The following is a 15020-nucleotide window of genomic DNA, read 5'->3' on the forward strand; positions in this document are numbered from 1 at the left end:
CGTGGCCCCGCCCTACCGGTCCTGCATCCAGACCAGGGTCGCCATGCGCCCGGTCCGCCGGTCGCGCCGGTACGAGAACAGATCCGGGTCGGCCATGGTCGACAGGCCGCCGCCATGGATAGCCGCTGCGCCCAGGCCCACTGCCTGCAGACGCTGCCGGGCCAGGGCGTACAAGTCCACTTTCCAATGCCCCGGCCGGGTCGCCACGAATGCCGTGCCGGCAGCCCGGTCATGTCCGACGAAAGCGTCGTGCACGTCCTGGCCGACCTCATAATCGGTCGCGCCCGCCGCCGGTCCGAACCATGCCATCAGGTCGGCAGGCGCGGCGTGCATGGCCGCCACCGTGGCTTCCAGGATGCCGTCGGCCAGTCCCCGCCAGCCTGCATGGGCCGCACCGATCTCGCTGCCGTCGCGTGCCGCCAGCACCACCGGCAGGCAATCGGCGGTCAGGATGGCCAGCACCACGCCGGGCACCGAGGTCACCGCTGCATCGGCGACCGGTTCACTGCACCCCGCCGCGGGTGCCGCGTCGAAGCGCAGCACCGTGGTCCCATGCACCTGGCGCAGCCAGTGCGGCGCACCGGGCAGCGCCAGGCCGTGCTGCAGCAGCGCGCGGTTGCGCTCCACGCAGGCCGGGTCATCGCCATCGAACGCATGCCGGTTGCCCAGGTTGAACTGGTCGAACGGCGGCAGCGATACGCCGGCGCCGCGGCGGCGCGTGGTCAGCGCGCGCACCCGCGTGGGTGCCGGCCAGTCCGCCCACAGCAACGGCAGATCGCTCACCTGCGGTCCCTGCCGCGTTCGCGCTCGGCGAAGGCTTCGCTGTCTTCGCGCAGCACCTTGATCAGGTGCTGCATGTCCGCCGGCACGACGGCGCTGTTGCGCAGCGGCTGGCCGGTCATCGGGTGCACGAACTCCAGCGTTTCGGCGTGCAGTGCCTGGCGCTTGAAACCACGCAGCGCGGCGACCAGTTCTTCACTGGCCCCCTTCGGCAGCTTCAACGCACCGCCGTACAGCGGGTCACCGACGATGGGGTGGCGCAGGTGCGCCATGTGCACGCGGATCTGGTGGGTACGGCCGGTTTCCAGCCGGCATTCCAGCGCCGTATGGGCGCGGAACCGGTCGCGCAGGCGGTAATGGGTGATGGCCTCCTTGCCGTCGTCGCGCACGCCCATGCGCAGGCGGTCGCGCGGATGCCGGTCGATCGGCGCATCGGCCGTTCCGCCGGCCACCAGGGCGCCCACCACCACGGCGAGGTACTGGCGGTGGACCTGGCGTTCGGACAGCTGTTCCACCAGCGCGGTCTGCGCCTGCAGGGTGCGCGCCACCACCATCACCCCGCTGGTGTCCTTGTCCAGCCGATGCACGATGCCCGCACGCGGCAGGGCCGACAGCGAGGGGTCGCGGAACAGCAGTGCATTGACCAGGGTGCCGCTGGGATTGCCGGCGCCAGGATGCACCACCAGCCCCACCGGCTTGTCGATCACGAACAGGTGTTCGTCTTCGTACAGTACGTTGAGGGGGATGTCTTCCGGTTCAGCATGGGTCTGGGTCTCCATCACCGCATGCAGGGTGGCGATTTCTCCCCCCCGGACCGGATCGCGCGGGCGGGCCGGGACCCCATCCAGCAGCACGTCGCCGGACTTGATCCACTCGGACAGGCGCGAACGGGAGAACTCGGGGAACAGCTCGGCCAGCACCGCGTCGAAGCGGCGGCCGGCAGCGGTGTCGGGGACGGTGGCCTGGCGGGCCTGTTCAGCAGGGGAATCGGACATGGCGGCAACTTCTGGAGACGAATTCAGGGATCCCGGCGACCGGTTTCAGTCGCTGGACAGGACACTAGGCTATCATCGACCCTTCGTATTCCAGCCGCGTCCCGCCTTGACCCCATGATCCGACGCTCTTCCCCGCTCTTCGCGCCCATCCGCCTGACCGCCCTGCTGCTGGTCCTGGTGATCGCCGCCACCGGTTGCAACCGTGGTACCAAGGGGGACAACCCCGATGAAGGCCAGCCGGTCGAGACGCTGTACCAGAAGGGCCACAGCCTGATGGAAGGCGGCAACTGGAGTGGCGCCGAAGCCAACTTCCGCCGCCTGGTCGCCCAGTACCCGTATGGCCCGTACACCGAGCAGGCGATGATCGAAACCGCCTACGCCCAGTACAAGGCCGGCAAGAACGATGACACGGTGTCCAGCGTGGACCGCTTCATCCGTACCTACCCGACCCACCGCAACGTGGCCTACCTGTACTACCTGCGCGGCCTGGCCAACAGCAACCGCGACACGGTGTTCCTGCGCCGCGTGTGGTCGCTGGATGCCAGCCGGCGCGACCTGTCCACGCCGCGCCAGGCCTATGCCGACTTCAATATCGTCATCGACCGGTACCCGAACAGCCGCTATGCCGCCGATGCACGCAAACGCATGAACGACCTGCGTGACGTATTCGCCCAGCACGAGCTGGACAATGCGCTGTATTACCTGCGCCGCGAAGCCTGGGTGTCGGCTGCGGGCCGCGCCAACTACCTGCTGGAGACCTACCCGCAGAGTGCCTACCAGTACGATGCGGTGGCGGTGCTGGGCGAGGCCTACACCCACGTGGGCAACAAGACCCTGGCCGACGATGCACGCCGCGTGCTGGAGCTCAATGCACCGGACCACCCGTGGCTGCGCAACGACTGGCCGAACTACCCGTGGATGATCCGCAAGCTCAACCCGTTCGCGGGCGAAAAGTCGGCAACCACCGGACAACGTAACGCGACGATGAACCGCAAGTAATCCCGCGACATCGGCGTCGGATGCAGAAGAGCCCCGCAATGCGGGGCTCTTCTGCATCCGGGACACCATGGAAAGCGTCTCGCCGGCCATCGCGGTCAACGCGGACCGGCCTGCTCCCCTTTCAGGTTGATGTGATCGGCCAGCAGGCCGAGGAGATGATGACGCCGATGGGCACCGAGCGCGACGTCGGTATCTCTGGGAAAACGCTGGTCAAGCCATCGCTCCAGCCGGTCGAGCAACGCTTCGGCATAATGCTCCGGCTCACTCTGCACATGCTCGCTGGCAATCGACTTCAACGCGTTGTGCAGGGTAATCCCCTGCGCCTTCAAGGCCAGTTCGAAGCGTGCCAGTGTCCATGATGTCGACCCGGCAGGCGGATTCCCGAACATTTCCCCGCTGTCGCTGTCGTTCAGTACCTGCAACAGATCCGCTGCCGTCAACGCAATCCCCGGCTGGCTGGTGTCAAAAGCGGTCAGGTCGCCGAACTCTATTTCCAGTGCGTCCATGCTGTCCTGGAACACCGTCGATGCCTTGAACTCCGGCCCCGCCCGCGCAAGCAGCGCGTCCAGCGAACGATGGCCCGCTGCCGGTGAATGCCCGGAGAGCGTATCGAAGTGGATTCCCGGCGCTCCTGCTGCGACAACCCGACCATCCACCACCGTTCTCCTGGCCGCCTCTCCGCACCATGGGTCGGCGCCATTGTCACAGAGCGACAACGCCGCACGGACAGTGCAAAGCACTGCCTTGCGCTGGTCAGGAACCCGCCGCTTCGCGCCATGGTCCCAGCACCGATACACCGCATCTTCGACGTCCATCAGCATAGCAGGCAGATCGAACGAGGGAGCCAACTCGCCATTGCCTATCTCCGCAGGCACAAGGGCGTGAAATGGGGATGCTGCGTCGCCAGGAGGATGCAGTCCGGATGCCGGTGAACGATGGGCTCCCGACATGACCGCCAACGTACCGACAAACAGCTGGGAAAGATTCATGTGCGTGACTCCGTGTTGTGGACTCACGGCAAGATAGATGGGAATACCGGACAGGCAGCGGACCGCGGTCACAACCGAGGCAACCTCTGCTGGACCTGCGCGTTTCCTGCAACTGCCCGGCTTGAACTGCGCCGACCTTGCTGCACCGCGCGGCTTCCCTCTTCCGCCATCTGGATCATTGTGGAAAGGGTGCATCCTGCACTGTCCCGATTGCCAACCCTCACTTTCTGCAAGCGGCGCCAGGTGCCGGGATACAAGGTGTGGATTCCCGTGCCAGGCCAGAACCCGCCATGCCGACCGCCACACTTTCCGTTGCCCCCAATCCGCCTGCCTCGCGTCCCCGGCAACCACCTGGCCCGCCCGCTGGCGGAAACAGCAGCAGCATCGCGTTGCCGCTGCGTACGCTGGGCAACGGACTGTTCAATGTAGTGGATTCAACATTGGATTTCGGGCGCAGAGCGATGCTGGTCCATCCCGGGCGCTGCATGGCTGCACTGCTTTCCCTGTCCTCGACGGGAGCCTCGCGCGTGCCCGGGACCCCGGACTCGGGATCGGCGACGCCCGGCCCGGAAAATCTCGACCACGCACGCAGCGCCGTGCACGTACGTTTCCTGGCGCAGTTGGATACCTGCATGGCCTCGGCTCCGGATGTGCCTGCCCCCGTGGGCAGCATGCTGATGCATTGCGTGGGTGACACGGTATTCCGGGCGACCGGTCGCTGGCATCCGGACAAGGCCCAGCACCTGTTCCGGATCCGGGACCAGTTGCCCCCGCCAGTATCACCGAAGCGCGCGCCGGTCACCATCGTGGCAAGGGCGATGCACATGGACGTGGAACTGCCCGTTACCGAGTCCGCAACCGGGCTGCGCGACAGGATCCAGGCCAGCGTCGTCCATACACCTCATGCCCAGGCCATGAAGGAGCATGCGGTCAGTGGCATCCTGCGGGACTGCAACATCCGGGGACGGGGCGATGTCGATCTTTTCAATCCGTCCGACGTCAGGCAGGTGGTCCGCAACGAAGGATGCGCCGGCCGCCACCGGAACCTGCTTGTGCGCGCAGACCTGCAGGATTCCATCGCCGATGAGTACTTCCTCACGCAGACGGTAAGGAACAAGAAAACGGCCATGCACGCAATGGCCCTGGTCCAGCACCAGCCACGTACCCTTGATGAGGTGAACCATGTCCTCGACCAGCAGATCGAGGATGAAGTGGTAGCGCGATCAGGCATCTGACGCGTCTGGATGCATCAGCCCTGGTAGCCGTTGCTGATCGGGTAGCGGCGCTCGCGGCCAAAAGCCCGGCGCGACACCTTGGGACCCGGAGCGGCCTGGTGGCGCTTCCATTCGCTGGTGCGTACCAGCCGCAGCACCCGGTCCACCACGTCCGCCGCGTAGCCGGCGGCGACGATCTCATCGCGTGACTGCTCCTGGTCCACGAAGCGGTACAGGATGCCATCCAGCACGTCGTAGGCCGGCAGCGAGTCCTGGTCCAGCTGGTTGTCGCGCAGCTCCGCCGATGGCGGGCGGCTGATCACCGCTGGCGGGATCACCGGTGCACCACCCACCGTGTTGCGCCACTTGGCCAGGCCGAACACCTCTGTCTTGTACAGGTCCTTCAGCGGCGCGTAGCCGCCGCACATGTCGCCGTAGATGGTGGCGTAGCCGACCGCATATTCGCTCTTGTTGCCCGTGGTCAGCAGCAGGCCGCCGAACTTGTTGGCCAGCGCCATCAGGATCACGCCCCGGCTTCGCGACTGCAGGTTTTCTTCGGTGATGTCCGCGGTGGTGTCCTTGAACAGGGGAGCCAGTGCTTCCATCAGGCCCTTGAACGCGGGTTCGATCGACACCGCTTCCAACCTCACCCCCAGCGCCTCGCATTGTTCGACCGCCAGGTCATTGGACAGGCCGGCCGTGAAGCGCGATGGCAGGCGCACGGCGGTCACGTTGTCCGCGCCCAATGCATCCACCGCCATGGCCAGTACCAGCGCCGAATCGATGCCACCGGACAGGCCAAGCCATACCTTCCGGAAGCCGTTCTTCGCGCAGTAGTCCTGGATGCCACGGGTCACCGCGCGCCAGGCCAGCGCGTCCATGCTTTCGTCGCCGTCATCCATCCACTGGTGTGGCAGGAAGCGGCGGCTGCCGCCGTCATATTCCACTACCAGCCACTGCTCGGTGAACGCCGCCGCCGCCGGATGCACGGTGCCATCCCCGTCGGCTACCACCGACGCGCCATCGAACACCAGCGCATCCTGCCCGCCGACCACGTTGAGGTAGGCAATGGCCGCCCCGCTTTCGCGCGTGCGCGCCGCCAACACCGCGTCACGCTGGGCATGCTTGCCGCGCTCGTAGGGGGAGGCATTGGGCACCACGACCAGCTGCGCACCACTGCGCACGGTATCGGCCAACGGTTCGGCGAACCACAGGTCTTCGCAGATCAATACGCCCACCGGGACTCCGTTGACATCGAAGACGCAGCTCGGGCCATCCGGGTCGATGTCGAAGTAGCGCCGCTCATCGAACACCGCGTAGTTCGGCAGCTCGCGCTTGCGGTAGGTCTTTTCGACGATGCCATCGCGCAGCACGCTGGCGGCGTTGTATACCACCGAGCCGGCGGTCTGCGGCCAGCCGACCACGGCGGCGATGCCGGTGCAGGCGGCGGCGATGCGCTGCATCGCCAACTCACAGTCGCGCAGGAAACCCGGTCGCTGCAACAGGTCTTCGGGCGGGTACCCGCTTATGGCCAGTTCCGGGAACACCACCAGGTCGGCGCCGTGTTCATCGCGGGCCTGTTCGATCAGGTCGATGATGCGGTCGGTATTGCGCGCGACGGCGCCCACCGGAAAATCAAACTGCGCCATCGCGATGCGGATCGAAGCCATGGGGTTCCAGCCTGTGGTTGCAATGTGCCCATTGTAGCGCCGCGCTGTGCGCTCGCCGGGCATGGCCCGGCGCTACCGTGCAGACCGTCCGGGTAGCACCGGGCCATGCCCGGCGGATGACCGCGCGATGCCCAGACGCAGGAAGGCCGCCCGGAGGCGGCCTTCCTGTTTGAAGCAAGTCGAGCATGGCGCGACTCTACAGGATCGTGCCGGCCGAAGGCCGGCAGCGGTCTTATTTCACCAGCTTGGCGATGGCAGCACCCAGGTCGCCCGGCGAACGGACGGTCACGACGCCAGCAGCTTCCATGGCGGCAAACTTGCCTTCGGCAGTGCCCTTGCCGCCCGATGCGATCGCACCGGCGTGGCCCATGCGCTTGCCGGCCGGAGCCGACGCACCGGCGATGAAACCGACGACCGGCTTCTTCACGTGGTTCTTGATGTACTCGGCACCGGCTTCTTCAGCGTCACCGCCGATTTCGCCGACCATGATGATGCCTTCGGTCTGCGGGTCTTCGTTGAACAGCTTCAGGCAGTCGACGAAGTTCAGGCCGTTGATCGGGTCACCGCCGATGCCGATGCAGGTGGACTGGCCCAGGCCGACTTCGGTGGTCTGCTTGACCGCTTCATAGGTCAGGGTGCCCGAACGGGACACGATGCCGATCTTGCCCGGCTTGTGGATGTGGCCCGGCATGATGCCGATCTTGCACTCGCCCGGGGTGATCACGCCGGGGCAGTTCGGCCCGATCAGCACGGTGTCCGGATGCGAACGGGTCAGCACGTTCTTCACGCGCAGCATGTCCAGCACCGGAATGCCTTCGGTGATGCACACGATGACCTGGATGCCGGCAGCAGCGGCTTCCAGGATCGCGTCAGCCGCATACGGCGGCGGCACGTAGATCACCGAGGCATTGGCGCCGGTGCTCTGCACGGCGTCGGCAACGGTGTTGAACACCGGCAGGTCGATATGGGTGGTGCCCCCCTTGCCCGGGGTGACGCCGCCGACGACCTTGGTGCCGTACTCGATCATCTGGGTGGCGTGGAAGGTACCCTGCTGGCCGGTGAAGCCCTGCACGATCACCTTGGTGTTTTTATTAATCAGGACAGACATTGGATTTCCTTGGTGTCGTGGTTCAGGCAGCGGCTTTTACAGCTTCAACGACCTTCTTGGCGCCGTCGTTGATGTTGTCAGCCGGGATGATGGCCATGCCGCTGTCACGCAGCAGCTGCTTGCCTTCTTCCACGTTGGTGCCTTCCAGGCGCACAACGACCGGAACCTTGACACCCACTTCCTTGACCGCTGCGATGATGCCTTCGGCAATCATGTCGCAGCGGACGATGCCGCCGAAGATGTTGACGAAGATGCCTTCGACCTTGTCCGAGGACAGGATCAGCTTGAACGCTTCGATGACGCGCTGCTTGTTGGCACCGCCGCCCACGTCCAGGAAGTTCGCCGGCTCGCCGCCGTTGAGCTTGATGACGTCCATGGTGGCCATGGCCAGGCCTGCGCCGTTGACCATGCAGCCGATGTTGCCGTCCATGGTGACGTAGTTGATGTCCAGCTCCGAAGCGGTCACTTCGGTCTCGTCTTCCTGGGTCTTGTCGCGCATGGCGACCAGGGCCTTCTGGCGGAACGCGGCGTTGTCGTCGCTGTCGAACTTGCCGTCCAGCGCGTACAGGTTGCCGTCGTCCAGGATCGCCAGCGGGTTGATTTCAACCAGCGCCAGGTCCTTTTCGTTGAACAGGCGGTACAGGTTCACCATGATGCTGGCGAACTGGCCGGCCTGCTTGGCGGTCAGGCCGAGCTTGAAGCCGAAATCACGGCCGTGGTAGCCCTGCACGCCTTCGACGAAGTCCACGTTCAGCGAGTGGATCAGCTCCGGGGTCTCCGCAGCGACCTGCTCGATCTCCACGCCGCCTTCGGACGAAGCGATGTAGGTGATGGTCTTGGTGCCACGGTCGACCAGCACCGACAGGTACAGCTCCTTGACGATCTCACCGGCGGTGGTCACCAGTACCAGGTTGACCGGCAGCTCGACGCCAGCGGTCTGGTAGGTGGCCATCTTGGTGCCGAGCATCTTGGCCGCAGCGGCCTTCACGTCGTCGGTCGTCTTGCAGAACTTTACACCGCCAGCCTTGCCGCGGCCGCCGGCATGGATCTGCGCCTTGACCATCCAGGGGCCCTGGCCCAGCGCGTTTGCCGCTTCGACCGCTTCATCCGGGGTAGCCGCGACCTTGCCGGCCGGGACGGGGATGCCGTACTCGGCAAGCAGCTGTTTTGACTGGTATTCGTGGAAATTCATGCGTCACCGTGGGAATAGGAACGACCGCACGCATCTCCTCCAAGGCCCCCTCACGGGCACCGGCACGGACCGCGGCGGGCCCGCTATTGTGGCCGACCCCGGCGCGTGGCGCAAAGATGCCGGCACAGGATCCTCCCAATGGCCGGGATTCTTCTGGATTTTCAGTTATTTGTGCGCGCGGGGCCGACCATGGCGTGGCCGCGGGTGCGGCCATGCGCGCGGCACCTGCCCGATCCTGTCCCGTTCCTGCGCCCGGCGCGCCTATACTGGTCCACAGCCAGAAGGGGAGTTTTGGCGTGTCACCGACCGCTTCACTGATCGACCGCATCGAGTCCATCCCTCGGCGCGAACTGTACTTCTTCGCCTTGTACCGGCTGCTGATCGCCACGGTGATCGCCGGACTGCTGTTCAGCCCCCTGGCCGACCTGATGGGGCAGGCAAGCCATCCCGCACTGGCCGCCTACGTGTCCGGTGCCTACCTGCTGCTGTCGCTGCTGTTGTTGCTGGTGGGCCGCAGCGAACATCGGTTGCGGCCGATCGTGCTGGTCGGCGTCGGCCTGGATATCGTCGCCGCCTCGCTGCTGTCGCATGCCCTGCCTGGCGCAAGCGCCGGCATCTCGATGTCGCTGCTGTTCAACATCGCCGCTGCGGCCACCCTGCTGCCATTGTCGCTGGGCGTGTCCCTCGCACTCGGCGCCAGCGTGGCCACCGTGGCCGAGTACCTGTGGAAACTGCTGGAAGGCGGTGATCCCACCCGTACGCTGGCCGAGCTGGCGATGTTCACCACCAGCTACCTGGCGTTGGCCTTCATCAGCTTCCAGGTCGCCAACCGCGCACGGCGCAACCAGCAACTGGCCAACCAGCGCGGCGACGAGGTCGCCAACCTGTTCCAGATCAATGAACTGATCATCCGTCGCATGCGTACCGGCGTACTGGTGGTCGATGGCGAAGGCCGCATCACGCTGGCCAATGAAGCGGCCTCCACGCTGCTCGGCGACAACGATGGCAACAGCGGCAGCCCGACACTTGCCAGCGCCGCGCCCGGCCTGGCACGGCGACTGCAACGCTGGCGCAGCGGATGGAACCAGGAAGAGACGCCGCTGCAGTTGTCGGCCGACCATCCCGAGGTGCAGCCACGCTTCGCAAGGCTGTTGGCCGGCAGCGACCTTACCTTGGTGTTCCTGGACGACTCCAGCGTGGTTTCGCGACGCGCCGAGTCGCTCACGCTGTCGGCCATGGGACGTTTCTCGGCCAGCCTCGCCCATGAGATCCGCAATCCGCTCGCGGCGATCAATTATGCCGTGCAACTGCTCGAGGAAGGGGCCGGCGGCTTCAGCGAAGGCGACCGCCGCCTGCTGCAGATCATCCACCAGCAATGCCAACGCACCAACGGCATCGTCGAAAGCGTGCTGGCACTCGCCCGCCGCGAGCGCTCCCATCCGGAAAATGTCGATCTGGCGGCATTCGTGCGCCGCTTCGTACTGGAGTACAAGCAGGTCCTGTCACTGGAAACGGACAGCGTGGAAGCGATCGTGTCCGAAACCTCGGTGGCCGCGCAGGTGGATCCGCGCCACCTGCACCAGGTCCTCACCGCACTGGTGCACAACGCACTCAAGTACGGGCGCATCGGTGAACAACCGGCACATATCCGGCTGCGCGTGGCGCGCCAGGAACGCACTCCGGTGATCGACGTGATGGACCGCGGCCCGGGCATCCCCGATGCCGTGGCGGCACAACTCTTCAAGCCCTTCTTCACTACCTCCGAGCATGGCACCGGCCTGGGCCTGTACATCGCAGGGGAACTCTGCCGCGCCAACCAGGCGCGCCTGGAGTATGTGCCGGTGGCTGCCGGAGGTGCCTGTTTCAGGGTGATCCTGCCTGCCCCGCATACCTTGTCGTGACGTCGCGGGTTTTCCCTGCGCACTGATGATTTGTCGCCACCTACCCGCTCCGCTATCTTGCATCCCATGAACGAAACCCGTAGCGCTCTTGTTGTCGATGACGAGCGCGATATCCGCGAACTGCTGGTCCTGACCCTGGGTCGGATGGGGCTGCGCATCAACACCGCTGCCAACCTCGCCGAGGCGCGCGAGCTGCTGGCCAGCAATTCCTACGACCTGTGCATCACCGACATGCGCCTGCCTGATGGCAATGGCATAGAACTGGTGACCGAGATCGCGCAGCATCATCCCCGCACGCCGGTGGCGATGATCACCGCGTTCGGCAGCATGGACCTGGCGGTAGAAGCATTGAAAGCGGGCGCATTCGACTTCGTCAGCAAGCCCGTGGACATCGCCGTGCTGCGCGGGCTGGTGAAGCATGCACTGGAGCTCAACAACGCCGAGCGCCCGCGCGCGGCAGCGCCCGCCGAGCAGCAGGCAAGGCTGCTGGGGCGCTCGCAACCGATGGAGTCGCTGCGCGGCACGCTCGGCAAGGTCGCGCGCAGCCAGGCCCCGGTCTACATATTGGGCGAGTCCGGCGTGGGCAAGGAACTGGTCGCACGGACCATCCACGAGCAGGGCGCACGCGGTGCAGGCCCTTTCATACCGGTCAACTGCGGTGCCATTCCGTCCGAACTGATGGAGAGCGAGTTCTTCGGGCACAAGAAGGGCAGCTTCACCGGGGCCCACGCCGACAAGCCGGGACTGTTCCAGGCCGCGCACGGCGGCACCCTGTTCCTGGACGAGGTGGCCGAACTGCCCCTGCAGATGCAGGTGAAGCTGCTTCGCGCCATCCAGGAGAAATCGGTGCGCCCGGTAGGCGCATCCAGCGAAAACCCCGTGGACGTGCGCATCCTGTCGGCCACGCACAAGGACCTTGCACAGCTGGTGGACGAAGGGCGCTTCCGCCACGACCTCTATTACCGCATCAACGTGATCGAACTGCGCGTGCCACCGCTGCGCGAGCGGCATGAAGACCTGCCCGAACTGGCGGCGTCCATCCTGGCCCGGCTGGCGCGCAGCCACGGCTGTCCGCCGCCGCTGCTCGCCCCCTCCGCGCTCGATGCGCTGTCGCGCTATGGCTTTCCCGGCAACGTGCGCGAGCTGGAGAACATCCTCGAGCGCGCATTGGCGCTGGCCGAAGCGGACAGTATCGGTGCCGCCGACCTGCGCCTTCCGGAAGCTGCCGCCCGTGCGCCGGGCACGCCAGCGGTCACCGCGGTGGAAGCAGTTGAAGCGGTGGTGGACCTGCCTGCCGCCAGCGCCGCGCTGCCGTCCTACATCGAGCAGATGGAACGCACCGCCATCCAGCGCGCGCTGGAAGAAAACCGCTGGAACAAGACCCGCACCGCCGCACAGCTGGGCATCACCTTCCGCGCGCTGCGTTACAAGCTGAAGAAGCTGGGCATGGAATGACCCATGCCGGCCGGGGATGGCCGGTCATGGCCCCGCGTACTGCGCATCGCTGACCTGCTCCAGCCAGGTCACCGGGCTGCCGTCGACCGCCTCGGCGATGGCGATGTGGCTCATCGCCACCTCGGCGCTCGCACCGTGCCAATGCTTCACGCCCGGCGGGATCCACACCACGTCGCCCGGACGCAGTGCCTGGCGCGGCTTGTCCCATTCCTGCACCCAGCCGATGCCGCTGGTCACGATCAGCGTCTGGCCCAGCGGATGGGTATGCCAGGCGGTGCGCGCGCCGGGCTCGAAACTGACGGTGGCGCCGCCGACCCGTGCCGGAGCAGTGCCCTGGAACGGTGCATCAACGCGGACCTTGCCGGTGAAGTAGCTGTCCGGGCCCGCTACTGAAGGCGCGCTGCCGGCGCCGGTCACCGTGATGGAGGAAGCTTCGCCGGTACTGGCCGGGGCGGCCATGGCCATGATGGCCGACAGAAAAAAGGACATGCGGATCTCCTTGGTGTTGGACAACCAGCCTATCCTGCTCCCGACGATGCATTGCATGGGGGACGGCGCATGCATCCAGAAGCACGACTCATCAATTGCCGGGCATGCCACGTCGGGCCATGATGGGAGCATGCCGCGAGAAAACCTCAATGACCTGCAAGCATTCGTCCATGTCGCACGCGAAGGCAGCTTCACCCGCGCCGCCGCCCAGCTGGGGGTCTCGCAATCCGCACTGAGCCACACCCTGCGCGCGCTGGAGCAGCGGCTGGGCGTGCGGCTGCTGACGCGGACTACACGCAGCGTCTCCACTACCGAGGCCGGCCAGCGCCTGCTGGATACGTTGTCGCCACGGCTGGCTGAAATAGAAGAGGAACTGCTGGCACTGGCCGAGTACCGCGACCGCCCGGCCGGCACCATCCGCATCAGCGCCGCCGGCCACGCCGCCGAACATATCGTGTGGCCGCGCCTGGAGCGCGTACTGCAGGAATACCCGGACCTGAAGGTGGAACTTACCGTCGATTACGGACTGTCCGACATCGTGGCCCAGCGCCATGACATCGGCATCCGCCTCGGCGACCAGGTCGCCAGGGACATGATCGCCGTGCCGATAAGCGCGCCGCTGCAGATGTGCGTGGTGGCCTCGCCTGCCTATTTCCGCCACCACGTCATCCCCATGCATCCGCACGAGCTGGCTACCCACAACTGCATCAACCTGCGCCTGCCGACCCATGGCGGACTCATGCCCTGGGAGTTCGCCCGCGATGGCGAGGAGATCAACGTGCGGGTCACCGGACAGTGGACCTTCAACAACAGCGCGCTGATGCTGCGCGCAGCGCTGGCCGATGGCGGGCTGGCCTGGCTGCCTTCCGACCTGGCCGGGCCAGCGATCACGCAGGGTCGCCTGCAGACGGTGCTGGAACACTGGTGCCCGTTGTTCGATGGCTACCACGCCTACTATCCGTCGCGGCGCCAGTCTTCGGTCGCCCTGCGCATCGTCATCCAGGCACTGCGCGGCGACACCGCTCCGGCAACCTGACGACCACCGGCGCAAGGGGCGCCCGCCGGGCATCGCCCGGCGCCAGCGTGCCGTCGGTCAACGCCCGACCAGCCTTGCCCGCTCCGCGTTGTAGCGGTCCCCCACGATGGCAATGTCATCCAGCGCGCTGGCGATACGTGCCAGCTCCGCTTCGCCGAGGGCCAGCGTTGCTGCCCCCAGGTTCTCATCCAGGCGCGCCACCTTGGTGGTGCCGGGAATGGGAACGATCCACGGCGCCTGGGCCAGCAGCCAGGCCAGCGCGACCTGTGCCGGCGTGGCCCCCTTGTCCGTGGCAATCGCACCGATACGGTCCACCAGCACCTGGTTCGCCGCGCGCGCTTCCGCAGCGAAACGCGGAACCGAATTGCGGAAGTCACCGGCATCGAAGGTCGTATCTGCGGATATAGCGCCGGTCAGGAAGCCCTTGCCCAGTGGGCTGAAGGGTACGAAGCCGATGCCAAGCTCCCGCAGCACCGGCAGCAGCGCGGTCTCCGGCTCGCGCCACCACAACGAATACTCGCTCTGCACCGCTGCAACCGGTTGCACCGCATGGGCACGGCGTACGGTCGCCGCACCGGCCTCGGACAAACCGAAATGCCGCACCTTGCCCTCGGCGATCAGGTCCCTTACGGTCCCCGCCACGTCTTCGATGGGTACGTTGGGATCCACCCGGTGCTGGTAGAACAGGTCGATATGATCGGTGCTCAGCCGCCTCAGGCTGGCCTCGGCCACCGCACGGATCCGTTCGGGTCGGCTGTCCAGGCCGGCGTCCACCTGGCCCTCCTTGAAACCGAACTTGGTGGCGATGACCACCTTGTCGCGACAGGCAGCCAATGCCTCGCCCAGCAGTTCCTCGTTGCGGAACGGGCCATAGGCTTCGGCACTGTCGAAGAACGTAACGCCCCGCTCTACCGCGGCATGCAGCAATGCAATCGCCTGTGACCGTTCGGTTGCCGGACCATAGCCATAGCTCAGGCCCATGCACCCCAGGCCCAGCGCAGATACCTGCAGGCCGCTGCGGCCCAGTTCGCGGGATTCCATGTTGGTGCTCCTGCCGGCCACGCCGGACAAACAAGGGGAACACCACCTTACGCCGGGGCCTGCCGGTGATTGGCACCCCTTCACCACTGGCGGTCATGAGCATCGTTCATGACTGCCTGCCATGCCCCTGCGGCGCACGGCAGCATGGCAG

The 15020-nt window shown here is 66.1% G+C and carries 13 protein-coding genes; 5 read left to right on the forward strand and 8 right to left on the reverse strand.

Annotated elements, in window-relative coordinates; translation table 11 throughout:
- Positions 1–12: 12 nt before the first annotated feature.
- Entirely contained in the window at positions 13–783 is a 771-nt protein-coding gene (pgeF, locus tag H4O11_RS16395) for a peptidoglycan editing factor PgeF (protein ID WP_182340847.1), read from the reverse strand.
- Positions 780–1775, reverse strand: coding sequence for a 23S rRNA pseudouridine(1911/1915/1917) synthase RluD (gene rluD, locus H4O11_RS16400; protein ID WP_182340850.1), 996 nt, complete (start codon positions 1773–1775; stop codon positions 780–782). The genes pgeF and rluD overlap by 4 nt, the downstream gene beginning before the upstream one ends.
- Before the next feature lie 114 nt (positions 1776–1889).
- Here rluD and H4O11_RS16405 point away from each other — a divergent pair, with 114 nt between their 5' ends.
- The gene (locus H4O11_RS16405) at positions 1890–2774 is read left to right on the forward strand and encodes an outer membrane protein assembly factor BamD (RefSeq protein WP_182340853.1); all 885 of its coding nucleotides are present in this window, start codon (positions 1890–1892) and stop codon (positions 2772–2774) included.
- Between the two features lie 95 nt (positions 2775–2869).
- Here H4O11_RS16405 and H4O11_RS16410 read toward each other — a convergent pair whose 3' ends face one another.
- On the reverse strand, positions 2870–3763 hold the full coding sequence (locus H4O11_RS16410) for a hypothetical protein (protein ID WP_182340855.1): 894 nt from the start codon (positions 3761–3763) through the stop codon (positions 2870–2872).
- 290 nt (positions 3764–4053) lie between these two features.
- Between H4O11_RS16410 and H4O11_RS16415 the strand changes: the two genes are divergently transcribed.
- On the forward strand, positions 4054–4998 hold the full coding sequence (locus tag H4O11_RS16415; protein WP_182340858.1) for a hypothetical protein: 945 nt from the start codon (positions 4054–4056) through the stop codon (positions 4996–4998).
- A 14-nt stretch (positions 4999–5012) separates the two neighbouring features.
- Here the strand turns inward: H4O11_RS16415 and H4O11_RS16420 are convergent, their stop codons facing one another.
- The 3 genes from H4O11_RS16420 to sucC all read right to left on the reverse strand — a co-directional run bounded on the left by H4O11_RS16420 (position 5013) and on the right by sucC (position 8947).
- Entirely contained in the window at positions 5013–6647 is a 1635-nt protein-coding gene (locus H4O11_RS16420; protein WP_182340861.1) for an NAD+ synthase, read from the reverse strand.
- A 232-nt stretch (positions 6648–6879) separates the two neighbouring features.
- Positions 6880–7755 (reverse strand): succinate--CoA ligase subunit alpha, encoded by an 876-nt coding sequence (gene sucD / locus H4O11_RS16425; protein ID WP_182340864.1) that lies wholly within the window; start codon positions 7753–7755, stop codon positions 6880–6882.
- Between the two features lie 22 nt (positions 7756–7777).
- Entirely contained in the window at positions 7778–8947 is a 1170-nt protein-coding gene (gene sucC / locus H4O11_RS16430; protein WP_182340867.1) for an ADP-forming succinate--CoA ligase subunit beta, read from the reverse strand.
- Between the two features lie 296 nt (positions 8948–9243).
- Here sucC and H4O11_RS16435 point away from each other — a divergent pair, with 296 nt between their 5' ends.
- Positions 9244–10848 carry an ATP-binding protein gene (locus tag H4O11_RS16435; RefSeq protein WP_182340869.1) on the forward strand — a complete coding sequence of 535 codons (1605 nt, stop codon included), beginning with the start codon at positions 9244–9246 and terminating at the stop codon, positions 10846–10848.
- 66 nt (positions 10849–10914) lie between these two features.
- Positions 10915–12303 (forward strand): sigma-54-dependent transcriptional regulator, encoded by a 1389-nt coding sequence (locus tag H4O11_RS16440; RefSeq protein WP_182340874.1) that lies wholly within the window; start codon positions 10915–10917, stop codon positions 12301–12303.
- Between the two features lie 24 nt (positions 12304–12327).
- On the opposite strand, the gene H4O11_RS16445 is transcribed toward H4O11_RS16440, so the two are convergent.
- Entirely contained in the window at positions 12328–12792 is a 465-nt protein-coding gene (locus tag H4O11_RS16445; RefSeq protein ID WP_182340876.1) for a (R)-mandelonitrile lyase, read from the reverse strand.
- Between the two features lie 130 nt (positions 12793–12922).
- Between H4O11_RS16445 and H4O11_RS16450 the strand changes: the two genes are divergently transcribed.
- Positions 12923–13828 (forward strand): LysR family transcriptional regulator, encoded by a 906-nt coding sequence (locus tag H4O11_RS16450; RefSeq protein ID WP_182340879.1) that lies wholly within the window; start codon positions 12923–12925, stop codon positions 13826–13828.
- 57 nt (positions 13829–13885) lie between these two features.
- Here H4O11_RS16450 and H4O11_RS16455 read toward each other — a convergent pair whose 3' ends face one another.
- Complete coding sequence (locus tag H4O11_RS16455) at positions 13886–14869, reverse strand: aldo/keto reductase (protein WP_182340882.1); 984 nt, start codon at positions 14867–14869, stop codon at positions 13886–13888.
- Positions 14870–15020: the final 151 nt, after the last annotated feature.

It is taken from the genome of Stenotrophomonas tumulicola (assembly GCF_014117215.1).
GTDB classification, from domain to species: domain Bacteria; phylum Pseudomonadota; class Gammaproteobacteria; order Xanthomonadales; family Xanthomonadaceae; genus Stenotrophomonas; species Stenotrophomonas tumulicola.